The sequence below is a fragment of the Candidatus Pelagibacter bacterium nBUS_25 genome (genome assembly GCF_051200975.1).
GTDB lineage: Bacteria > Pseudomonadota > Alphaproteobacteria > Pelagibacterales > Pelagibacteraceae > Pelagibacter.
Map to the genome: position 1 here is coordinate 139230 of NZ_CP172846.1, position 23955 is coordinate 163184.

The window sequence follows — 23955 nt, forward strand, 5'->3', positions numbered from 1 at the left end:
CAATTTAATTTTCATAACTAAAATTTATTTTTTTAAATTCTGTGTTATTTAGAATTAATTTGCTGAATTCATCTTTCTGAATTGTTATATCATTTGGTATATAGTTGTTTATCATTGCAGTACCACCTTTTTCATAAAAAGGTTTTTTTAGGTAAAGAGAAATATCATTAATATTATTATTAAATATTACTTCATTTGCACTTAACAAACTATTGTCTTTAACAGCTAAACCAATAAGTGAATTGGAAATTTTTATTTTTTTTACATCAAGCTTGCTTTTTTCACCCACTGATATCGCCTTATCATAAATTTGATCTATCAAACCATTTTCTATATCTACAACTGATCCTGAAGTATCAATGGCATCTCCATTTATACTAAAAAAATTAAAATTTGTGATCTTTCCATTAGAAAAATCTAAATCTAATGCATCAGAAATTGACTTTTCAAACACAACATCATTTAAAAAGAAATTTGAATTTACAATGTTCAACATATCTTCTGCAATAGAGTTTTTAAAATTAACTCCATTTAAATTTACATTACTATTAAAAAAATTTATTGACCCAGTTAAATATATATTGGCAAAAACATCACTATAGTAATCCATATTTTCAAATGAAGTATGTATAATTTTTGATTTTGATGAATTTGAAACTAATATGCCACCCCAGTGATCTTTGAGAGCTTTAAATGTATTAATTTTATTTTTATCCCCTAAACTTATTAAGTTTCCCTCATTGATATAAATAAAAGAATTTTCATTGAAAAAAATTTCTGTTCCATCTTTTATTACCAAATTATGACCTGTAGGTATGATTAAAGGTTTTCTAATTATGTGTGAGCCAATATCAAATATATAATCTTTATTTACTTTTTTTATAAATTGAAGATTATTTAAATAGTTTATGTAATCAATTGAAACATCAGAAAAAATATTTTTTTTATTCAGGAAAGCATTTTCCACATCTATCATATAAGATTCAGTATTTAAATCAGTTTTAATAATCATTTCTAATTGACTTACATCTTTTAAACATAAATTATTATAATTATATTTTTTTAGGTTATGTCTAAATTTATCACCAGGTTTTAATTTTATTTTAATATTAATATTTTTAATACATTCATATTCTAAATTAATTTTATCATTTTTAGTGTTTAATCTAATCTCATCTACAAATATTTCTACTGGAGTAATATTTTCAAAATAAATTTCTCCATCTGAAAAAATTCTATAATAAATTTTTTTTTTTATTTTTGTAAAAGCTTTAATAGCTTGTTTTTGACTATATTTTGAGTTGATTATATTTGAATAATTAAATTTTTTTTTATCAATTAAAATTTTTTGTTTTAAATCCTTAAACAAGTTTTTATTTTTTTTTAAAAAGTGGTAATTATGTAATAAATTATCAAAATTTATTCCTTTATAACATTCATTCGAGTAATTTACACACAATGCTTCTAGGTCTTTGCTCATAAGAGGTAAATCATTTTTAATTTTGGATAAAGCTTGATAAAAAAATTTTATAAAATCTTTGTCATCAAATAAATTTACAAATATTTTATCTAGCCCTTTTAATTTTTCTTTTACATATTCGATATTTTGAATTTTACTAAAATTATTCCAATAATTTGCACCAAGAAAATCAGTTGGTATTGGTTCAATTTTACCCAAATAAGGGTTAAAGTAGTATCTTATGTTAGCATGATTGGTTGAATGCCAATCATTAAACAATGAATTGTATGCTAATAATGTTGCAAATTTTTTTTTGTTATAAAACTTTAATAAATTTTTCTCTTCTATTTCAGTAAGACCCAAATCTTTCGTAAGTAAATTAAATGATCTATAAAAAGAAATAAAATTATTTGAGTTTAATTTTTTTTTATATTTTTTTTTATTATAAATTTTAATGAATTTATTTCCTTGAAGATTTAATAAATCACCAAAATATTCATTTGAATATCGTTCATTCGATAATTCAGATATTATTCGGTCGTTTTCTTGATCAGTAAATCTAGCGATAGGTATTTGTTTAATTTTTCTATCTTCAAAAAAATTTGAGGAAAATTGTTCCTCTACATACATTAGACCCCAGTCATCACCATTAAAAACTACTTTTACTGTTTGAAATTTTGGAGTTATTAATCCTACCCTATTAGTTGAGTTGCTTATAACCTCATTTTGAGGAAAAGACCTTGATTTATGATTTGAAATTGAAAAATTTTTAAATTTAAAAATTGTATTTCCATCTAATAACTCTACGTAGAAGCTAAACCTTTTATTTCTACCCCAATGATCGGCTCTGTCACCTTTTAATCTTATTTTTGATTTGATTTTTTTGTTATCAAATCTTATGTCTGCTTTTACCTTGGTTTTTTTACTTAAATATTGCGAAGTTTGATTTTTGTTCAAAGCCAATTTTCTATCTGATTTAATTTTAAGATAATTATCAAAAGGCATATCAATATATAAAGTCTTATAGTTTGAGGTGTAAATTAGTTTTTGATATATTGATTTAATAATGCCAGTAAGTAAATATTTTTTATCTACATCATTGCTATTGTAAACATGATTAATCAAATAAGGTTGTTTAGTTAATATTATTATTTCATCAATCAAACTTCCTTTAAGACCAGGTGATTTTTGAATTATTTTAACGAAGATAAAAAAAACTATTATTATAAAAAATATAATTAATAATATCTTTCTAGTTTTAATAGTTGAAATTTTCACACCATTCTAAATAAGTGTATTATTTTCAAATAAATTTATGCTATAATTATTTAATTTTTCTTTAATTTTATTCTGAAATTGTTGAACATCTTCTAGTTTTTTTAAAGAAATTTTAAATATCATTACATCTTTCTTGTCTCCAATTTTATCATATTTGATAAAAATTACACTTCCAAAAAATTCATCTAATGTATTCTTAATAAACTCAGAATTTTCTAGAAGGCTCTGATTTTCATCTTCACTTTCAATAATTAAATTGTAATCACTAGATGAATTTACCTTGCTTCTAGATAAGTAGAACCAGATAAAAGCTATTATTGTAAAGTAAATTATTATTGTAATTAATATCTGTCCAGAACCAAAACCAAGACCAAGTGCTATTGATAGAAATAAATAAACTAGCTCCTCAGGATCTTTAATAGGTGTTCTAAATCTTACAATCGATAAAGCTCCAACTAATCCCAAAGACAAAGCTAATGAGGATTTTACAACAGAGATGACTAAAAATGTAGCTATAGATAGAATTGGTATTATGTTAGCTAATTGAGATTTATTTGACAGCGATGTAGACTTTTCTTCATAAACAAACTTCAATATTATTGAGCAAACAATGCATACAAAAAGTGCAATCAATGTATAGATGATATCTATCTCATTTGATACCTCCAATGATTTGCTCAATTTATCCATTTTTAATACTAATTAATAATACGATTGTAATAATTATATCAATTAAAACAATTAATTAATTTCATTATAAATTAATTTATTTAATTTTTGATCTTATTAATGATGAAATATTATCGATCATAAATATAGTTACAAAAATAATTATTATTATTGAAGATACTCTGGTATACTCAAACATTCTGAAAGAAGATTGCAGCTCATAGCCTATACCACCTGCTCCAACAATCCCAAGCATAGTAGCCATCCTGATATTTCTATCCAAAATATAAAGATTATTTGCTACAAATGAGGGTAAAATCTGTGGAATAATTCCAAAAGAAATTATTTGACTTTTTGTTGCTCCTGATGATTTTAGAGCATCTATAGGGCCTTTATTAATATGTTCAATATCTTCTGCATAAAATTTAGCTAGAAAACCCATTGTATGAAGTCCTAATGCTAATACACCTGGCATAGCACCAAATCCCACAGCTATCACTAAAATCATTGCCATAATAAATTCTGGTATTGCTCTAAAAAATATAATTATTATTTTCGATATAAAATATACTAAAAAATTAGGTGTAATATTTTTTGCAGAAAATAAACCAAATGGAATTGATAAGAAAATTGCTATAAACGTTCCTAAGATAGCAATCTCTATTGTCTCAAACATAGCATAAATCAATTCATTAAAATTACTAAAATCGGGGGGTAACATTCTCGATAAGATATCTCCAAAATATTTTGAAGAGTCTGTTATTAATTTAATAAAATCTATTTCTAAATCTTTAATTATAAAGATTAATACTAAACAAAAAAATGATATTGTTAAAACAGTCTTCCAAGACCACTGAGGTTTCAAATATTCTTCTAATTTTTTTTCTTTATTATCAATTTTTAATTTCAAAATATTTTTTTTCATTTTATATGTATATTTTTTTTAAATTATTTTTATTTATATTTTGAGGCTTTTCATCAAAAAATATTTTTCCATCAAGTATACCTACTAATCTATCAGAATATTTTTTTGCTAAATCAACTTGATGTAGATTACATAGAATTGTTGTACCAAATTCTTTATTAATTTTTTTTAATAATGATAAAATTAAATTAGCTGCTTTAGGATCTAAACTTGCTACAGGCTCATCAGCTAACAGTAGTAAAGGTTTTTTAATTATAGCCCTTGCTATTCCTACCCTTTGTCTTTGACCACCAGATAATTCATCTGATCTATTATAAGATTTATTAAGTAGTCCTACTGTTTCTAGAGATTTTAAAGCCTTAATTTTTTGACTTTTTTTGAATAAATAGAATAATGATAAAAATTTATTACTTGAGCTTAAAAGTCCAGTTAATACATTATTTATTGCAGATAAATTGTTAACTAAATTAAATTCTTGGAATATCATCCCAGTTTTTTTTTGAACTTCTAAAATTGAATTATGACCTATTTTTATATTATCAAAATAAATTTCTCCTCCACTAATATTTTCAAGGCCATTGATTGTTCTTAATAATGTTGTTTTTCCAGAACCACTTGGACCTAAAATAGAGACAAATTCTCCCTTATTAATCTTTAAATTAATTCCTTTTAGAGCTGAACTTCCATTTTTAAAAGTTTTTTTTAGGTTAATGATTTCAAGCATTTAAAAATAAAAATTAATTATTATTTTTACTTAGTAGCTTAATAACATCTCTTAAAACATTATAATCTGAGTCTTTAACTTCCATATAATGAGACATCTTTCCACCATAGCCTCCTATTTCACCGTGTAAGTGAGCTTGCAAAACAGCTTTTTTAATTTTCTTTCTATCCTCTTCAGGAATTGATTTTGAATAAGCTAAAGGTGGTGGTGGCACTCTATCAGATTTATGAATAATTCTAACTTCTTCTAATCTAATAGTTCCGTCTTCTATTCTTGCTTCAAAATTCCTTGAGCTCATTCCACAAACATCAGATTGGTTATTTAATACTGCTAGCAAACAAGCATCATGGCTTCCAGAATAAAAAACTTTTTTAAAATGATCTTTGTTTTTAATAGAAAGATTAATTTTATTTAGTTCCACTTGTGGAATTAAATCTCCACTTGTAGATCCAATTGTATTTAAAGATAATATCTTATTTTTTACATCAACAAATTTTTTTAATTTACTATCTTTTTTAACAACAAAATAAGTATAGTAACCAGCATCTTTTTCTCCAGGCCTTACACCTGCGGCAAAAGCTTCTGCATTAGCTATCTCTGCTGCTTTTACATAAGTTTTGCCTCCATACCAAGCTATGTGAGCTCTACCTGCCCTCATGGCTTCAACTGCAGCATTATAATCAGTTACTTTGATCGTTTTGATTGTAAGCCCTGTAAGTTTTTCTGTGATTGAAATTAAGTTAGTATAATCACTTTCATCACCTTTTTCACTAGCGGGAACAAATACCATGCTATAAATTTTCGCTTGGGCATTCATATTCCCAAAAATTAAAATTAGAAACAAAGTAAAAATAGTCTTTTTAATCATCAATATATCCTGTATTTAATTAATTTTGTTCGCTTACAAGTTAATTATTAAACCATTCGTATAGTTTAGTCAATTGCTAAAATACTACTTTTTATTGAATTTTTTGTTAAAACCCACTAAGGCTTTTTTGTAATCTTCAACAGTATCAATCTCTTTCCACCCACTTTCTATAATTACACAATGGACTTTGATACCTATGTCGACAAGTTCTTGTATAAAATCAGTAAGATAAGCTTTTTGAAAAGTTTTTGCTCTTTGGAAAGGTTTGTTCCAATAAATTGTTTTTAATCGATGAAAATGTTGTTTAAAAATATTCGCACCTCGATTTGTTAATTTAATCATACCTATAAATTCGCCATGAACTTCTTCTTTACCAGTGTTAATTTTACCAATTTTTTCTACTTCATTGTTAGAATTAAAAATTACATTTTCAGCCTCTGAAATCGGGTGGTCTTTACGACCCACATAATAACCTCTCCAATCAATATCAACTACTACAGAAATATCATGATTAGATTCAAGCGTTCTTTTTACTACGATTGGCTCAAATAAAATATCTGAATATGAAATTATTATATTTCCATTAATTACTTCCTCAGCATAGAAAATCGAATTTAATATATTGTTATTTTGATAATCTGTATTTTCGAAATATTTTAAACCTTTATAATTAATTTTATTTTTCTTATATCCTCTAATTACAGAAATATCATTAACCCCACATTTTTTATAAACTTCTAATTGTCTTTGAAGTAAAGTTCTTCCACCAAAATCCAACATACATTTAGGTAAATTTTCTGTATGTTTTTTTAGTCTACTTCCAAGACCAGCTGCTATAATTAATGCCTTAGAAGAGTTTTTGTTTATTGTCATTTCAATTTCATTAATTTGGTCATTGCTAAGTTCATTTTTTTTTATAGATCTAATTAAAGAAACTATTTTAGGATTACTCTCTATGTAATCACTAATATCAGGTGCAACAGTTTTTTTTGAAAATCCTGCTAGATCATTTAGGTAATCAATATCAGATTTAAGCAAAAGAGATATTTTTTTAATAATATTTGATTTAGGTGCAGATCGTTTTTCCTTTTCAATATCATTTAAAAAAGAAGCTGCTATTCCAATTTTTTTGGCTAATTCTCTTTGACCAATACCAAGCTGCAGTCTTAATTTTCTTATATAAGACCCAAAACTTTTATTTTTGTCTTCTGATTTTATCACTGATTAATAAAGTCTTTAAAGTATGTTCATTAAAATATTTTAATATTATGGGAATAAAAATATCATATCAATTAAAAAATTCTTAATTTTTAAATAAGCATTATTTTGATAAAATAATTTATATAGTGTTAGTATAAAAATAAAGAGTTAAAAATTAAAAATATGAAAATTTTATGGTTTAGTCCCTATGCAGCAGTTTGGGATTGGAGATATCAAGAGTTTATAATTCAGAAATTTCTTAAAAACCAAAATCATGAAATTCAAACAATCGATTGTTCCAACGCATTAATTAAAAACTGTAATGCAATAAACGCTCACCATGTTGAATATAGTAAAAATAATTACAAATCTAGAATGATATGCAATAGATGTGTTTCTAATAAAAATTTTTTAAATAATAAACTTAGCATTAAAAATCATGATTTAAATAAATTGGTTAGTGAAAAGGATAAGCAAAAAACTAAAAAAATTTTACAAAAAGTAAATAAAAAAAATATCATAGATTACAAATATAAAGGCTTACCAATTGGAAAAATAGCAATGTTTGAAATTATTTTAGAGTTTAAAAAAAGTGACTTAAGTTTAAGCAATCTTGAGTTTAATAAACTCATGAATAATTTAGAAAATTGTATAAATTCTATATGGGCTTTTGAAAAAATAAGTGATCAATTTAAACCAGATTTAGTAATCACATATAACGGAAGTTATGCAATAAATAATTTATTTTTAAAATTTTTTGAACAAAAAAAAGCTACACCTTATTTAATTATAGGATCAACAAATAATTCTGAGAGGTTTTCTAATATTCATTTATTTAAAAAGAGTTATTTTGACTCAATCTTAGAAATAAAAGAGAATTGGAAAAAATTAAAGCACATTCCATTTAATAAGTATCAAGCAACTAGTGTAATTAATCATCTGAAAACATTATTTTTTTCAACTACTTCGCATACTTTTTCTCATTCAATTAAAAATAATTATATAGATGTAAGAAAGTATTTTAAGATTAATAAAAATCAAAAAATTATTCTTGTTTCAATGAGTAGTTATGACGAAGTATTGAGTGCTTATTTGTTATATACTAAAAAAACTTTAGGAGGAATTTTTAAAAATCAAATAGACTGGATTGAAAAGATAATAAAAATTTTTGAAAATAAAAAAAATTATTTTATAATTTTTAGACCCCACCCAAGAGAATTTTCAAAAAAAAATGAAAATGAGTATACAAAAAAAATCAAAAAAATTTTTTCATCTTTGCCAAAAAATATGTGTGTTAATTACCCAGAAGACAAAATATCTATACACAATTTAGGAATGGAAACTTCATTGTTGTTAAATGCATGGTCATCTGCTGGTGAAGATCTTGGTATGCTTGGTATACCTACTATTTCTATTTCTAAAGATTTTATGAATTATCCATCTGATATTGATTTTTACGAAAATAACCAAAAAAAATATTTCGAAAAGATATTGATAATTTTAAAAAAAGATAATTGGTCAATTGAAAGATTAAAATATTTTTATAGATTTAAATCACTAATGTTTCATAAATCTACAATCAATTTAAGTAAATTTATGCCAAAAAATTATTATATATTTAGGTTTATCAAAGCTATTGATAAGATATCTTTATTATTAGGTCTTCCGAGTATAATAAAATATTATTCACACAACTTAAATAAATCAAATAATGACAGAGAATTGAATAGATTTTTAACTACCATAATTAAGAAATTGTCTTCACCAATTAATATTCAACCAGGTTATAGTTCTAAGCATAAGTATAAAAAAGAGAGCTCTAAGGATATTAATTACATAATAGAAGAAATTAAAAATTTACTTTTTTCATCAAATGAGAGTAAAAAAACTTTATTATTTAAAAAATTTACAGAAAATTTAAAAAAATGAAAATTTTAGTAACTGGAGCTGCGGGGTTTATAGGTTCTCATTTATCAAAACTATTAAGTAAAAAAAAACATATTGTATACGGTATTGATAATATTTCAGATTATTATGATAAAAAATTAAAATTAGATAGATTAAAATGGATTAAAGGTAAAAATTTTATTTTCAATCAAATCGATATTCTGGATAAAAAAAGTCTTGATTTATTTATTTCGAAAAATAGTTTTGATTTAGTTATTCACTTAGCTGCTCAACCCGGTGTAGTGTATTCAATAGAAAATCCTTTCGCCTACATTGAAAACAATATAATGGGTTATCTGAATTTGTTAGAAATTTGTAAAAAAAGAAAAATTTTTAATATTATTTATGCTTCTTCTAGTTCAGTTTATGGAAAAAAAAATAAAACACCATTTGAAGAAAATCAAAAAATAGACTCACCTTTGACTATTTATTCCGCAACAAAAATAACAGATGAGTATATTAGTTTTGTTTATTCAAATCTTTTTTCAATGAATTTTGTAGGATTGAGATTTTTTACGGTTTATGGACCATGGGGCCGACCTGATATGAGTCCATATATTTTCTTAAATAAAATAATAAATAATTCTAAAATTACATTATACGATAAAGGTAATGGTATTAGGGATTTTACTTATATAGATGATATTGTAGTTGGAATTTATCAAATTGTTAAAAAATTTAAGAAAGAAAAAAAATTACCCTCACATGAAATCTATAATCTTGGATTAGGTAAACCAATCACCACAAAATATTTTTTATCACAAATAGAAAAAATTTTAAAAAAAAAAGCAAAAATTAAATTAGATAAAAATAGAAAAGCAGATATGAAAGTTACTTATTCAAATAGCTCTAAATTTAAAAAACATTTTAATTATGAGTTTCAAACAAAAACAGATAAAGGCTTAAAAAAATTTTTAAAATGGTATAAAAAATACAAAATTAAATAATGAAAAAAATTAAATTGCTTATACTTGGAGGTGGAATGTATGTATGTGGAAGAGGCACTAATACTGATGGAACCATTATACCAAGCTTGTTATTAAGTGATGTTCAAAAAAAAATTAATTTTTGTCAAATCCTTGGTAATTCAAATATTGGTATTTCACAAACTAGAAAAAAAATTAATAAAATTCTAAAAGAAAATAAAAATACAATTGGATTTAAGTATTCAAAAATAAACAGAATAGATCAAGTATTAAAAAAAACAAAATTTAATTGTGCTATAGTTTGTTTGCCTGATAACTTACATTATAAATATATAAAAATTTTATTAAATAATAAAATTAATGTAATTACCGTTAAACCATTTGTAACAAATTCTAATGAAGCCTTAGAATTAATTAAATTAGCCAAAGATAAGAAAGTGATTTCACAAGTGGACTTTCATAAAAGAAATGATGAGGCAAATTTAATGTTAAAAACTTTGATAGAAGATAACTACTTTGGTAATTTGATTTATTCCACTGTTGAATATAGTCAGCCTAAGATTATACCAGAAAAGTTATTTAAAAATTGGGCAATGAATACTAATGTATTTCAATATCTCGGCATCCATTATGTAGATTTGATATCTTTTTTAACAAATTTTAAACCTATTTCAGTTTACGCTTCAGGAGTAAAGAATTATCTAATTACAAAAAAATTTAAAAATTATGACTCAATTCATGCAATAATTGATTGGAAATCGCAAAACAATTTAATTTTTAAAAGTATAATGAATATAAATTGGATTGACCCAAATAATTCTAATGCATTTTCTGATCAAAGAATAACAATTTTTGGAACTGAAGCAAAATTTAAAAGTGATCAGACAAATAGAGGAATTTCTATATATAAAGATGGAGGTATTCAGAATCCAAATCCATATTTTTCTGGTAAATACAAATTAGATAATAATACTTTTTATAAAGGATATGGAATAAATGTTTACAAAAATTTTATTAATGATGTTTATAAAAAGATCAATGGTATTGCAGTAAATAATGTTGGAAGAGCTACTTTCGAAAGCAGTTTAGATTCAGTACTAGTTTCTGAAGCATTACTTAAAAGTTTAGAAACAGATAAGAAAGTTATAATTGAACAGCCATCTAAACTAAAAGATTATTTGAAATCTTTGCACGCTATTAAAAATTTGAAAAAAGGTAGTGATATAAATTTAAAAAATTTTTATCTCAAGTCAAGTTATTCTGGAATATCAATCAAACAAATTAAAAAATTAAGAGCAAAAAAAATCACAACTAATATTAAAAAAGATGAGCTATTAGACTATTCTAATATTTTTGATTTATAATGATATCTATAATTATAAGAACAAAAAATGAGGAGAAATATTTAAAAAAATGTCTTCTTATATTAAATCAACAAAATTTTAATAACTACGAAATAATTATAATAGATAACAACTCTTCAGATAATACTATTAAAATCGCAAAAAAATTTAAGTGTAAAATAATTTATTATCCAAAAAATCTTAAATTCAATTATTCAAAAGCAATTAACATTGCTATTAATTCATCTAAAGGAAATTTAATATCAATTTTATCGGCTCATTGTATACCATATGATAATTATTGGATGTATAATGCTGTTAAACATTTTGAAAATATAGATGTTGGAGCGGTATATTCTAAACAAATACCAACCAAAAACTCAAAATCATCTGACACTAGAGATTTATTTCAGGTTTTTAGATCGGAAACTATATATCAATCAAAAGATAGTTATTTCAATAATGCAAGTTCTTTCTTTAGAAAAAGTCTTTGGAATTCAAATAAATTTGACGAAAAGATTAATGGTTTGGAGGACTTATGTTGGGCAAGAGAAATTCAAAAAAAAAATTATAAAATTGTTTATGAGCCAAAATCTAAAGTGTACCACTATCATGGCATTAACCAAAACACTGATGAAAAACGTCTTTTAAGACATATTAAAATTCTTAAAGATAGAAAGTTTATATGAAGAATTTGATAGATGTATTAGAAAAAAATTCTAAAGGGAAAAAGGGAGATAAAACTTTTATATTTTATGAATCGAAAGATTATTCATTTAAAGATATTGTAATTCTAATTAACCAAACATGTAATTATTTTGAAAAATCAAACTTAAAATATGGGGATAGAATTGTGTTAATTCTTGAAAATTCTATTGAGTTTGTAATTCTTTATTTTGCATCTATGAAATTTGGACTAATAATCAATTTATCACCAATTTATTTATCACCTTCGGAAGCTTCAAATAATATTAAAGATATTAAACCAAAATTGGTATTTTGTTCAGAAAAATTTAATTCATTAAAAAATATTAAATTTTTTAAAAAAAAAATTCAAATAATTAAGAATAAAAATTTTTTAAATTTTATAATTAAATACAAAAAAGAATATAAAAGAAAAAAAATAAACAATGAAGACATCGCGGTGCTTTACTATTCATCTGGAAGTACTGGTAAATCTAAACTAATTAAAATGTCTCACAGAGCTATATATAACTCTCAAAAGATGCAACTAGACTCTCCTTTAATGGGATCTGGAGACAATCATTTATGCATATTACCTCTTGCACACACCTCATCCTTGAGATCTACACTTAAATTTTGTGCATTTAATCACAGAACGGTTTATTTATATAAAAATTTTTGGTCAATTAGAGGTACAATTCTGGATATCATTGAAAAATATAAAATAACTTTCATCATGACTGTGCCATCGATATTGTCTATGATGAACACTATTTTTTCAAAAGATTTAAATAGACTTCAAAAAATTAAATCTCTTAAATTTGTTGCTTGCGGCTCTTCATATCTTTCTAAGGACGTGGCTGACAAGTTTATTGACACTTTTAATGTAAATATAATAAATATTTATGGCTTATCTGAAACTTGTGCAATATCAATGACAGATTATAAAGACAAAAAGTTTACTTTAAACTCAGTAGGTAAAATACTTAAAAGTATAAAATTTAAAATAATTAATAAAAACAATAAGCTTAGTAAGAATAATGAAGCAGGAGAGCTCTGTGTTAAAACACCTGCAATTTATAGTGGCTACATTAATGATAAAAATCAAATTTTAAACCAACAATACTTTAAGACAGGCGATATATTTACGAGGAGTGATGATGGACATTTGTTTTTTATAGAAAGAAAAAAAAATATTATTATAAAATCTGGAATAAATATATCTGCAAGAGAAATTGATACAACAATTCTAAAATCTAATCGTATAGCTGATACTTTTACAACCTCAACATCTGATATATTTCATGGTGAAGTACCAATTTCATACATAGTTCCATTAAAAAAAAATTTTGATTTATCTAAATTAGAGGTTTTTTGTAAAAAGAGATTAGGAGAATTTAAAGTTCCTACAATATTTAAAATACTAAAAAGTATTCCAAGGTCACCTACTGGAAAAATACGATTTAGTTTATTAGAGAGACAAAATTGAAAATAAAATCAGAAGAAATATTAAAGATTTGTCAAAAATTTCTTAAATCAAAAAAAATTAATTTAAATTCTAAAATTGATGAAATAAGTGACTGGGACTCTATAAGACATGTAACTTTAATTTCAGATTTAGAAAAAAAATATAAGATTAAGATTTCTTTTGAAGATAGTTTATCAATTACTTCTATTAAAGATATTATTAAAGTTGTTAATAAAGTTAAATAACTTCAGGCTTGTGATCAATAATATAATTAGGGTTAACCTTTATTTTTTTTTCTACAAAATTATACAATTTTTTACTTTCACACATTGAAATTGAAAATTTATTATTTGTAATTTTTTTTAATATTTTTGATTTGAGTAGATCTTTTTCAATTTTTGTTGATTTGTTATAATCTAAAAATTTTAATCTTTCTGTTGCTCTGACAAAAAATTCAAAATCTTTATCTTTATAAATTTTATTATTTATTTTTATATTTCCTCTAAAAATTTTAGAGTATCTATAATGTATTCTATTTGATTGTTCAATAAAGTGTAAAAAAGTACATGAATTTATAAATCTTGAACCAAAAAATAAAATTTTACCATCCATAGAAAAAAATTTTTCAAATATAGATCCATTTCCTGTGGCTGAGTTACTATTATTTTCTAAAAAAGTATCTTTGATTTTTCCAAATAATGAAAAAGAAAATATTGGATGATATGACCTTTTAACTTTTACTTGATTCCTAAAATATTCATCAAAAATACCTACTTCACTTTTTGATTTTAAGTTATCAAAATACTGATTTTTGCAAAATGAATATGTGAAAGCAGGAACTAATATGGTTCCATTTTTACCAAAATATTTATCCAAATATTTGTAAAATAATTTACATTTTTCTCCCCAAGAGCCTTTTGAAAAACTTGATAAATCAGTATGAATCATAATTAAATCATTCTGATTAATATTAATTTTTTGTAAAGAATTTTTGAAATTTTTATAATTCATTGTTATTTTATTTTTAAATTTTGATAAGTATAAAGATTATTTTGGTAAATCTTATTATTTATATTTTTTTTTTGAATTTCTTGGGTACTCAGTTCTGTTCCATAATTTGAACTATTAAATTGTATATTAAGAAGACATCTGTAACCTGAATTCAACATAGTTCCTTTGTGCAAACCTCTAGTATCTTCAATTATGAGTGTGCCTCTTTTTTTTGTAAAGTTTTTTACTTTATTATTGTAGTATTTAAATACCAATTCATCTGGTATTCTATCGTATCCATTGGATAGTAAAACTGGTTTTATGCCATTATCTTTGTGTGATCCTTCTACAAATACATGAGGTCCATTATTATAATCAACATCATTAATATATATTAAAAATTTAAGCCATTTGGGCCTGTCTAAATCAAAATGAAATAATTGAGCTGCTTTTTTATCAGGTTGATTAGAAAACGAAGTACTAATACTTAGACTGGTGTGGTCAAATATAGGCATACAACTTAAATATTTTTCACAAATTAACAAAATTTCAGGACTAAATATTAAATTAGATACAATTTTTTCGATAAAAACTTGATCTTTTGGTATTTCATACATTACAGCTTTAATATTTTTTTCATTAAAATATGATTTCTCTAATTCATTATTCCAATTTTCTTTATCATTAGGTCTTATTTCAAATTCTGATTTTAAACAAAAATTCAATATTTTTTCACACTCATCTTGTTGCAGGAAATTTTCATATATAAAATAACCATCTTTTTGAATCTTATTTACAATTTTATTAATTTCATCAACTTTAATATCATTATCTTCTAAATTAAGATTATTTTTTTTTGATGTAAATTTGTTAATGTATTTATTAGAATAACCCCCAGTTACACAGAATAACCTAATCATAGATTGGTAAAAAAAATTATGATTTTTTTTGAAGATTTTAAAATATAAAATTCCAACAAACGTTAAAAAAATATCTAAGGGAAATAAAAATATAAATTTTATTTTTTTATTTTTTATTTTTTGCATATTGCCAATATTGATTTAGTTTGACCTTTTAAAAAATTTGGTATCAATTCAGAAGCATCTCCCCTAAATGGTATTAAACTTCCTAACAAAAAATTATTAGGTATTTTCCAATAAAAGTTTGGTTTTTTAACAAACCATGGCATCACTTGTATCTGATTAAAATTAAACATCTCTAGTATTTTTTTTAAACTATTTTCTGTGTATGGTTTTACATGAGTAGGATCATCGTAAAACTCATCATAAGAAAATCTAAAATTAGGAGTAACTATGATTAAATTTCCATCTTTTTTTAATGTTCTTTTTATTTCACTTAAAAAGATATTTGGATTATAAAGATGCTCAATAACAGAGTTAGTAATAATATGATCTATTGAATTATCATCCAAAGGTAATTTATCTTTTTCAAAATTTATACCATCATCAACATCAAATCCTTTTGTGCTAAGGCCCTTTTCTTCAGCATATTTTATAAAAGATCTGTCACCACAACCAAGATCAATTAATTGCTGATTTTGATTAAAAGAATTAAAATTGAAGTATTTAAGAGCAGAGTTAAAAGTTTCATAAACTCTTTTAGAGTTAATATTTTGTTTAGATGACTTTAAAGACTCGTTTCTTTTTTTAAAGTATTTGGTATATATATTATCTTTCATATTAATAATATTAACATACTTTGATAAAAAAAATTTACAAAACAAAAATTAAGGGCTTAAAGCTGTTCAGCATAAAAAGCTATAAAGATAATAGAGGATTATTTGAAGAGATATTTAATAAAAACGTTTTGAAAAAAAATTTAAACTTCAATTTTGAAAATATGCAAACCTCTGTTTCAATTTCGAAAAAAAATGTTTTTAGAGGATTCCATTTTCAAAGAAAAAAACCTATTGCACAAATTGTGTATGTTTTAAAAGGAAAAATCTTAGACATCATTATAGATATTAGAAAAAATTCTAAAACTTTTGGTAATTATGAGATGTTCACACTATCAGATAAAGACAAAAAAGTTGTATATATGCCAAAAGGGTTTGCTCATGGTTTTTATTCTTTGCATAAAGAAAGTATTATTATTTATCATCAGTCTCAAAATTACATACGCAAATTTGACTCTGGTTTTCATTACACATATAAAAATATTGATAAAAAATTAAAAATAAAAAAGCTAATACTCTCAAAAAAAGATACTAATTTACCTCAATTTAAATATGCAAAATTTTAAAAAAATTTCTTCAAAAAAAAACTTAAAATTTATAATTAATTTTGGAAACATGCCTTTAGGAAATGGTTTTCAAAATAAAAAAAAGAATAGTAAGAGCAAAGAATATAAATTTAAGATGAAATTGGGTTTTAATAAGTTGTTAAGTCTAGTCCAACTATATGAGAATCCTCCACCGAATAAAATGTTTAATAAGAATTATGCCTTTCTTTCTTCAACATCTAATTTTATGAAAGATCATTTTAAGAAATATGCCGAAACAATAAAAAAAATTATAAATAAAAAAAATTTTTCAATTTTAGAAGTTGGTTGTAATGATGGAATACTTTTAGAAAACTTTAAATCTCAGGATCATTTGGGGGTTGAGCCTTCAAAAAATGTATGCGAGATAGCAAAAAAAAAAAAATTGAATGTTATTAATAAATTTTTTAATGAAAAATTGTTGAAAACACCAAGTCTAAAAAAAAAGAAATTTGATGTGATTTGTGGCGCAAATGTTTTTTGTCACATACCAAATCTTGAACAACTTTTTAAAACAGCTGAAACTTTATTAGATAAAAATGGAATTTTTGTAATTGAAGAACCATATTTGGGAGATGTTGTAGAAAAAATTTCTTATGACCAAATTTATGATGAACATATTTATATATTTTCAATTCATTCTATAAATAAAATTGCAAGCTTCTTTAATTTAGAAGCTTTTCATGCTGAAAGACAAAAAACGCATGGTGGATCAATGAGATACTATCTATCAAAAAAAAATATTAGAAAAAAATCTAGTAAATTAAAAAATCTTGTTAAATTAGAAAAAAAACTTGGTTTAAATGATTATGATAAGCTAATTAATTTTAAAAAAAAATGTGAAGAATTTAAACATAATCTTTATAAAAAATTATCAAAACTTTCAAAAGAAAATAACATATATGGATATGGAGCAACCTCTAAAAGCACAACAATACTTAATTATTGTGGTATTGATAAAAATTTTGTTAAGGGGATTTTTGATACATCTAAAACTAAAATAGGCAAACTAACTCCTGGATCGAAAATACCAATATTGGATTATAGTACTAATTTTAAAAAAATTAAGCCAAAGCTATGTATTCTTTTTGCCTGGAATCATTTTAAAGAAATATGTGAAAAAGAAAAAAAAGAATTAAAAAAAGGTCTTAAATTTTTAGTACACATAGATAAAAAGCATATGAAAGGTTATCAAAGATATTTTATATAATTCTTATAATGTGCTAGCTTCAAAGAACTTATGTCCTCGCTAAGTCAATCGACAATATTGCTTACTATATATAATAGATATAATTTCACAAAGAGATGGCTGGATTATGCGAAAGAAAAAAATTTTAAAATAAATATTTTTATTTGTGATGGAGGTAAAGATGGAGAATTTAATAAAATTATAGATCTTAATACTTACAAGTCACTGAACTTAAAATACTATAAAAGTAAATATACAAAAGATTTCGGCCTAATGTTTAATAAGTTTTATGAGGCCGTTAAACAAATCAAGACAAATTTTATTTATTTAGCTGAGGATGATGATTTTATTATTGAAAAAAATATTTTTAAATCAGAAAGATTTTTAATCAAAAATAAGGATTATAGTTCATCTGGTGGTTTAAATGTAAATTTAGAATATTTATTAATAAATAAAAAAAAAGGAAAAATATTTATTAGATTGCCTGAAAAAAATTTAAATATTTTAAGAAATAAACCTGTAGAACGTTTATTAGACGGTTTAAAATTTGTTAACAGCAATTATAACACACTCCATAGAAGAGAAAGTTTAGAAAAAATTTTATTCTTTTTAAAAAACAAAAAATATCAAAATTTATATATTACAGAATTAGTGATTTATCTATATTCACTATTTAATGGCAAATGTAAGCGATTTAATCATTTAGAATATTTAAAATTTGATAATATAAAACATAGTGCAAGTAAAAATTTTTCAAGAGATTTTTTGAATAAAATTGTTCTCAACAAATCTTTTTCTCAAGAAAATTATTATTTTTTAAATTTTTTAAATAAAAAAATAATAAAAGATAAAAATTTTGATAAATTTAAAAAAAGCTATTTCCTACTTTTAGAAGCTGACTTAAAATTTAGACTAAAAAAAAATAATAAACTTGAAACTTTCATAAGAAATAAAATTAAAAATAGTTTTGTAGAAAAATTTGTTAAATTAATTTATAGATATTATAAATTTTATAACTTAAAAGATTATGATATTTATTATGACAAAAGAAATAGTAAAAGTTTATTATTAAATGATATTAAAGATATATCTCAAATATATGAATTTCTAAATGATTACAAAAAATTTTAGATATATTTATAAAGGTATATTTGAGGACTACGAAAGTTGTCTAAAAAAAACAAAGACAAGCTTTTATAACTCTACGGAATATAAAAAAAAACAATTCAAAATTATTGATCAAATAGTTAGATGTTTAAAAGAAAAAAATCCAATACCGGCATTTTATAAACAGCATACCCAATATTTAGCCTTATTAATTTCTATTTTAAAAAAAAAAGAAAATACAAAATTTTAGATTTTGGAGGAGGATGGGGAATTGGATATGCGAATTTGTTGGAAGTTTTTGATAAAAAAACTTTATCAAATATAGATTATCATATCTACGAACTTACAGATTTATGCGACATAGGTGATAAAAAGTTTAAAAAAAAATTGAACTTGAAACATAATCTTAAATATTTTGATAATTTAGAAAGTATTGATAAAAATTATGACATAATTTTTTTTGGATCATCGATCCAATATTTGAAAGATCCATTAGAAACTTTGAAAGAAATTCTACTCAAAAATAGCGAATATATAGTTTTAATTGATCTTTACTTAACAAACTCTAAAACATTTTTTACACGACAACAGCATTATAATTTTGAAGCTCCTCATAGTTTTATAAATTTAAAACAATTTGAAAATATATTCTATAAAAAATATAATATTATCAACAAAAGCTATTCACACACAACTAGATTAAATAAAATTGGAAATCTTGATATGGGAAACTTTGAAAAAAAATTTAGAATAAAGAATAGTTTCAATTATATATTTAAGAGTAAATAAATGTTTTTTAAAAAATTAATTAAAATTTCAAAAAAAGATTTTTTTTTAGATAAAAATTATTCTTATATAAGAAACAATGTTTTAAATGGAAATATTGTAATAATTAAAAACCATTTTAAAGGTAACAATTTAAGAAAACTTTTAATCGACTTAAAAAAAAAACCTAAATTTACAAAAAATACTAAAATGATAGAGGGTATAAAGAATATTTGTTATCGCTCTGTACAAAAAGGAATTGGAGCATATTCTACAAATGATTACTCGTGGTACTTTTTTCCATGGAATAAAGATACAACAGGTTTGATGAAAAAAGTTAAAAAAACTTTTTTTCAGATTGCAAAATTAAATAAATATGATCCTTATAAATTGTATAAAAATACTCCGAAAGATAGATATATTTTGAGAGCTCACTTAATGTTTTATCCTTATAAACGAGGACATATCTCTTTACATTGTGATCCTGTTAAAGTTACAAAAATTACATGTGGTGTTTATATAACCTCAAAATCATTAGATTATGATAAGGGGGGCTTTTATGTTTTAGACAGACAAAAGAAAAAAATTTTTATTGACCATGAGATAAATTCTGGTGATATAATTTTATTTTATAATGGACTTTTTCATGGAGTAGAGCCAACATATTTACTAGATAGCAAGAAGAATAAAGATAAAATTAATGGAAGAGCTTTTTTAAATTTAAGCATCTTGGAGTCGCATGAATTTAAAGATAGACATTACACTCGTGGTATTAAATTAAGTGACATCAAATCAAAATAAAAATTTTTTTAATAAAAAAAAAATATTAATTACAGGTGCTAGTGGCTTTATTGGAAGAAATTTATTAGACCACATATCAAAATATAACTGTAAAATTTTTGCATTGTATAAATCTAGTAAATTAAGATCTTATAAAAAAAATGTCAGTTTAATCAAAAGTGATTTAACAAAAAATATTCCAAAAAGAATATTAAAAATAAAATTTGATATTGTAATTCACTTAGCTGGTTCAAAAGCTGATAGGAAATCTATGATGAAGGAGAAACAGATTTTAAATGGTATCTTAATTGATAGAAATATAATCAATTTTTCAGTAAAAAATGGTGTCACTAATTTTTTTTATGCATCTACTGCAGGTGTTTATGATGTAAATGATAAATTTTATAGTGAAAAAAAAATTTCTATTAATTATGATGCAGATGGAATTTATGGCCTAACAAAATTAATCGGTGAAGATGTTCTTTATAGATCATTTAAAAAAAATGATTTAAATATCTGCCGTTTTTTTTCAATTTATGGAAATGATTCTAAAACGATAATTAATATTTGGGGTAAAAAAATTAAGAATAATCAAAAAGTTAAAATTTGGGGTGATGGAAAAACAATAAGAAGTTGGATACATATAAGTGATGTAATATCAGGTATAATTAAGATACTGATAAATAAAAATAAAAATATTTTTTATAATTTGGGGTCAAATGAAAAATTATCTTTGAACACAATATTTAAAACAATTAAAAAAAGATATCCAAAATCTAAATCTAAAAAGATTTTATACAAAGAAATTAGTAGTGGTCCAAAAAATAGATTTACTAATTCTGAAAATTTAAAAAAGATTGGCTGGAAACAAAAAATTAAATTAAAAGAGGGAATTAAACTTATATAAATAATGATTAATTTTTCATCTCCAAAATTACAAAATACAAAAAACCTGAAAACTTATATAAAAGAAATTCACAAAGTTATAAGTAGTGGTGATTATATTTTAGGAAAAAATGTAAAAAAATTTGAAAAAAATCTTCAAAAATATTTAGGTTCTAAATACGCAATATCAAATAATAGCGGTACAGACTCCTTAATAATGTCACTAATGTGTCTAAATTTAAAAAAAAATGATGAAGTGCTTGTTCCATCTCATACTGCAACAGCTACACTTACTTCACTTCGTTTAATGAATTATAAATATAAGTTTTTAGATGTTGACAACGATTCAATGAACATAAGTTTAAAAGACTTTAAAAAAAAAATAAATAAAAATACTAAAGCAATTATTGTTGTGCACCTTTATGGAAATCCATTTAATGTAAATGAAATAAAATTGATTTGTAAAAAAAAAAGAATACGAATAATTGAAGATTGTGCTCAATCATTTGGAGCTATGATAAATAAAAAAAAAGTCGGCACCATTGGAGATTTTGGATGTTTTAGTTTTTTCCCCACAAAAAATTTGTCTGCAATAGGTGATGCTGGTGCAGTTGTAACAAATAATAATAAATTTTATAAAAAACTTTTAAAAATTAGACAATATGGATGGGATAGAGATAGAATTTCAGAAATTAACGGTATAAATTCTAGATGTGATGAGATTCAAGCAAGCATCCTCAACATAAAAATTAAATCAATAGATATAAATAATAAAATTAGAAATGATATTGCTAATTTTTATAATAGAGAATTAAAAAATTTGCCAATAAGACTTCCAATGTATAAAAAAAATTTTTATCATGTGTATCATCTTTATGTAATTAGAGTCTCAAAATTATTGAGAAATAAAATTATAAAATTTTTTCAATCAAACAATATAAATTTAGGCATACATTATAAAACTCCTTGTCATAAAATGAAAAATTTTTTTTTAAATGATGTAGAATTACCCATTACAGATAAAGTAGTTGATGAAATAATTACATTACCTCTTTATCCTGAGTTAAAAAAAAAATATCAACTTAAAACAGTAAGATTGCTAAAACAATTTTATAAAGAGAATAGTGAAAAATAAAATATTAAAAAAAATTATAATAACAGGAGGATTGGGACATATAGGATCTTATCTATGTGAGAGGTTTTTAAAAACACAAAAAAACCTACATTTAGTAATAATTGATTCACTGCATTCAAAAAGGTACACCTCATTATTTAACTTAAATAAAAAAAAAATAACCGATTAAGTTTTTATGACTTAGATGTTAAGAAATTAGATGATAATGACAAAATTTTTTTTAATGCAAAAATAATAATCCACATGGCCGCAATGGCTGAAGCTGAGAATAGTATAAAATTTCAAAGTGAGTACAGAAAAAATAACTTAGATAGTACAAAAAAGATTATTGGCCTTGCAAAAAAAAATAATTCATTGTTAATTTTTCCGTCTTCAACAAGTGTTTACGGTACTTCAATAAATAATGATATAATTTATGAGTTAGACCAAAAAAAAATATTACCTCAATCACCATATGCTAAAATTAAACTGAGCGAAGAAAATTTAATTAAAAAAAGATTAAAAAATAATAAATTTGTGATATTGAGATTGGGCACCATAATTGGAGTTTCTAAGGGTATGAGATTTGGAACTGCAGTAAACAAATTTTGTTATCAAGCAAGTCTTAACAAAGAAATTACTGTTTGGAAAAATGCTTATTTGCAAATTAGACCATACGCTACTCTTGAGGATGTTTTTAAATCTATTTATATATTTGTGAAATACCCTAAACAAAATATTAATACTGTATATAACATTGTAACAAAAAATCTTAGTGTCAAAAATATAATTGATTTTATTAAGGAAAGAAAAAAAATTAAAGTAAGGTATGTAACTAGTAAAATCATGAATAATATGTCTTATATGATAAGTAATAATAAAGTAATGAGTATTGGTTTCTTACCTCAAAAAAATTTAAAAAATTTAATATTTAAAACCTTAGATTTGTTCAATATTGATAATGAAAGAATTAGATAATATCTTTCTTATCAAAAATATATTCTTTAAGATCAAATTTATAGTTACATAAAACGAGCAAAGAACTTTTTTTATTAATGAACTGTATGTCTACCCAATGATTTTTTGGTACAAATAAGCTCTCATTTTTTTTTAATTTAAAATATTTAATTTTTTTTTTAAAAACAGTAATTTTTGCTGATCCCTCAGTTATAATCATTATCTGGTCACAAATCTTATGTCCGTGACCTCCTCTTTTTGTCAAATTTTTGTTAGCACTAATTGTAAAGAATCTTTTTAGATTAAATTTCTTTTTCTCTAATTTATCAAAAATAATCATTTGACCTTTATTTGTGAATTTTCTTATATTCTTTATTTTTATTGCTTTATTCATAAG

General features: G+C 23.1%; 23 protein-coding genes and 1 pseudogene. 14 read left to right on the forward strand and 10 right to left on the reverse strand.

Features of this window, described 5'->3' with window-relative positions; genetic code table 11:
• Nucleotides 1–4: 4 nt before the first annotated feature.
• The 6 genes from ACIJYH_RS00710 to ACIJYH_RS00735 form a co-directional block, all read right to left on the reverse strand.
• A complete protein-coding gene (locus ACIJYH_RS00710) occupies nucleotides 5–2737 on the reverse strand; it encodes a hypothetical protein (RefSeq protein WP_435163215.1) in 2733 nt (910 codons plus the stop codon).
• A gap of 6 nt (nucleotides 2738–2743) precedes the next feature.
• On the reverse strand, nucleotides 2744–3427 hold the full coding sequence (locus ACIJYH_RS00715; protein WP_435163217.1) for a DUF4956 domain-containing protein: 684 nt from the start codon (nucleotides 3425–3427) through the stop codon (nucleotides 2744–2746).
• Between the two features lie 76 nt (nucleotides 3428–3503).
• On the reverse strand, nucleotides 3504–4331 hold the full coding sequence (phnE, locus tag ACIJYH_RS00720; RefSeq protein WP_435163219.1) for a phosphonate ABC transporter, permease protein PhnE: 828 nt from the start codon (nucleotides 4329–4331) through the stop codon (nucleotides 3504–3506).
• A gap of 1 nt (nucleotide 4332) precedes the next feature.
• Nucleotides 4333–5055, reverse strand: a complete 723-nt coding sequence (gene phnC, locus ACIJYH_RS00725; RefSeq protein WP_435163221.1) for a phosphonate ABC transporter ATP-binding protein — start codon at nucleotides 5053–5055, stop codon at nucleotides 4333–4335.
• A 13-nt stretch (nucleotides 5056–5068) separates the two neighbouring features.
• On the reverse strand, nucleotides 5069–5845 hold the full coding sequence (phnD, locus tag ACIJYH_RS00730) for a phosphate/phosphite/phosphonate ABC transporter substrate-binding protein (RefSeq protein ID WP_435163222.1): 777 nt from the start codon (nucleotides 5843–5845) through the stop codon (nucleotides 5069–5071).
• A 162-nt stretch (nucleotides 5846–6007) separates the two neighbouring features.
• On the reverse strand, nucleotides 6008–7144 hold the full coding sequence (locus ACIJYH_RS00735) for an NTP transferase domain-containing protein (protein WP_435163223.1): 1137 nt from the start codon (nucleotides 7142–7144) through the stop codon (nucleotides 6008–6010).
• A gap of 162 nt (nucleotides 7145–7306) precedes the next feature.
• On the opposite strand from ACIJYH_RS00735, the gene ACIJYH_RS00740 reads away from it, so the two are divergent.
• Genes ACIJYH_RS00740 through ACIJYH_RS00765 form a run of 6 tightly spaced genes read left to right on the forward strand, consistent with a single transcriptional unit; the run spans nucleotide 7307 to nucleotide 13736 of the window.
• Complete coding sequence (locus ACIJYH_RS00740) at nucleotides 7307–9052, forward strand: hypothetical protein (RefSeq protein WP_435163224.1); 1746 nt, start codon at nucleotides 7307–7309, stop codon at nucleotides 9050–9052.
• Nucleotides 9049–10017, forward strand: coding sequence for an NAD-dependent epimerase/dehydratase family protein (locus tag ACIJYH_RS00745; RefSeq protein ID WP_435163226.1), 969 nt, complete (start codon nucleotides 9049–9051; stop codon nucleotides 10015–10017). The genes ACIJYH_RS00740 and ACIJYH_RS00745 overlap by 4 nt, the downstream gene beginning before the upstream one ends.
• Nucleotides 10017–11360 carry a Gfo/Idh/MocA family oxidoreductase gene (locus tag ACIJYH_RS00750; protein ID WP_435163227.1) on the forward strand — a complete coding sequence of 448 codons (1344 nt, stop codon included), beginning with the start codon at nucleotides 10017–10019 and terminating at the stop codon, nucleotides 11358–11360. Before ACIJYH_RS00745 ends, ACIJYH_RS00750 begins: the two co-directional genes overlap by 1 nt.
• A complete protein-coding gene (locus ACIJYH_RS00755; RefSeq protein WP_435163229.1) occupies nucleotides 11360–12028 on the forward strand; it encodes a glycosyltransferase in 669 nt (222 codons plus the stop codon). The genes ACIJYH_RS00750 and ACIJYH_RS00755 overlap by 1 nt, the downstream gene beginning before the upstream one ends.
• Nucleotides 12025–13512 (forward strand): class I adenylate-forming enzyme family protein, encoded by a 1488-nt coding sequence (locus tag ACIJYH_RS00760; RefSeq protein WP_435163231.1) that lies wholly within the window; start codon nucleotides 12025–12027, stop codon nucleotides 13510–13512. Before ACIJYH_RS00755 ends, ACIJYH_RS00760 begins: the two co-directional genes overlap by 4 nt.
• Nucleotides 13509–13736: an acyl carrier protein gene (locus ACIJYH_RS00765; RefSeq protein ID WP_435163233.1), complete on the forward strand. Its 228-nt coding sequence runs from the start codon at nucleotides 13509–13511 to the stop codon at nucleotides 13734–13736. Before ACIJYH_RS00760 ends, ACIJYH_RS00765 begins: the two co-directional genes overlap by 4 nt.
• On the opposite strand, the gene ACIJYH_RS00770 is transcribed toward ACIJYH_RS00765, so the two are convergent.
• The 3 genes from ACIJYH_RS00770 to ACIJYH_RS00780 all read right to left on the reverse strand — a co-directional run bounded on the left by ACIJYH_RS00770 (nucleotide 13729) and on the right by ACIJYH_RS00780 (nucleotide 16180).
• Nucleotides 13729–14502, reverse strand: coding sequence for an AAC(3) family N-acetyltransferase (locus ACIJYH_RS00770; protein ID WP_435163235.1), 774 nt, complete (start codon nucleotides 14500–14502; stop codon nucleotides 13729–13731). The two genes, ACIJYH_RS00765 and ACIJYH_RS00770, sit on opposite strands and share 8 nt — an antisense overlap.
• Nucleotides 14503–14504: 2 nt before the next feature.
• Entirely contained in the window at nucleotides 14505–15401 is an 897-nt protein-coding gene (locus ACIJYH_RS00775) for a phytanoyl-CoA dioxygenase family protein (protein ID WP_435163237.1), read from the reverse strand.
• A gap of 113 nt (nucleotides 15402–15514) precedes the next feature.
• Nucleotides 15515–16180: a methyltransferase domain-containing protein gene (locus tag ACIJYH_RS00780; RefSeq protein WP_435163239.1), complete on the reverse strand. Its 666-nt coding sequence runs from the start codon at nucleotides 16178–16180 to the stop codon at nucleotides 15515–15517.
• 20 nt (nucleotides 16181–16200) lie between these two features.
• On the opposite strand from ACIJYH_RS00780, the gene ACIJYH_RS00785 reads away from it, so the two are divergent.
• From ACIJYH_RS00785 to ACIJYH_RS00820, 8 genes and pseudogenes are all read left to right on the forward strand, one after another.
• Nucleotides 16201–16743, forward strand: coding sequence for a dTDP-4-dehydrorhamnose 3,5-epimerase family protein (locus ACIJYH_RS00785; protein WP_435163241.1), 543 nt, complete (start codon nucleotides 16201–16203; stop codon nucleotides 16741–16743).
• Nucleotides 16730–17971: a class I SAM-dependent methyltransferase gene (locus ACIJYH_RS00790; protein WP_435163242.1), complete on the forward strand. Its 1242-nt coding sequence runs from the start codon at nucleotides 16730–16732 to the stop codon at nucleotides 17969–17971. The genes ACIJYH_RS00785 and ACIJYH_RS00790 overlap by 14 nt, the downstream gene beginning before the upstream one ends.
• Nucleotides 17972–18001: 30 nt before the next feature.
• Nucleotides 18002–19081, forward strand: a complete 1080-nt coding sequence (locus tag ACIJYH_RS00795) for a TIGR00180 family glycosyltransferase (protein WP_435163244.1) — start codon at nucleotides 18002–18004, stop codon at nucleotides 19079–19081.
• 171 nt (nucleotides 19082–19252) lie between these two features.
• Nucleotides 19253–19846, forward strand: coding sequence for a methyltransferase, TIGR04325 family (locus tag ACIJYH_RS00800; protein WP_435164211.1), 594 nt, complete (start codon nucleotides 19253–19255; stop codon nucleotides 19844–19846).
• On the forward strand, nucleotides 19847–20623 hold the full coding sequence (locus ACIJYH_RS00805) for a hypothetical protein (RefSeq protein WP_435163246.1): 777 nt from the start codon (nucleotides 19847–19849) through the stop codon (nucleotides 20621–20623).
• Nucleotides 20604–21509 (forward strand): NAD-dependent epimerase/dehydratase family protein, encoded by a 906-nt coding sequence (locus ACIJYH_RS00810; protein WP_435163247.1) that lies wholly within the window; start codon nucleotides 20604–20606, stop codon nucleotides 21507–21509. Before ACIJYH_RS00805 ends, ACIJYH_RS00810 begins: the two co-directional genes overlap by 20 nt.
• Nucleotides 21510–21512: 3 nt before the next feature.
• Complete coding sequence (locus ACIJYH_RS00815) at nucleotides 21513–22622, forward strand: DegT/DnrJ/EryC1/StrS family aminotransferase (RefSeq protein WP_435163248.1); 1110 nt, start codon at nucleotides 21513–21515, stop codon at nucleotides 22620–22622.
• Between the two features lie 168 nt (nucleotides 22623–22790).
• Nucleotides 22791–23579, forward strand: a pseudogene (locus ACIJYH_RS00820) (SDR family oxidoreductase); the annotation flags it as partial.
• Here the strand turns inward: ACIJYH_RS00820 and ACIJYH_RS00825 are convergent.
• Nucleotides 23572–23952: a WxcM-like domain-containing protein gene (locus tag ACIJYH_RS00825; protein WP_435163250.1), complete on the reverse strand. Its 381-nt coding sequence runs from the start codon at nucleotides 23950–23952 to the stop codon at nucleotides 23572–23574. The pseudogene ACIJYH_RS00820 and the gene ACIJYH_RS00825 overlap by 8 nt on opposite strands.
• Nucleotides 23953–23955 lie beyond the last annotated feature (3 nt).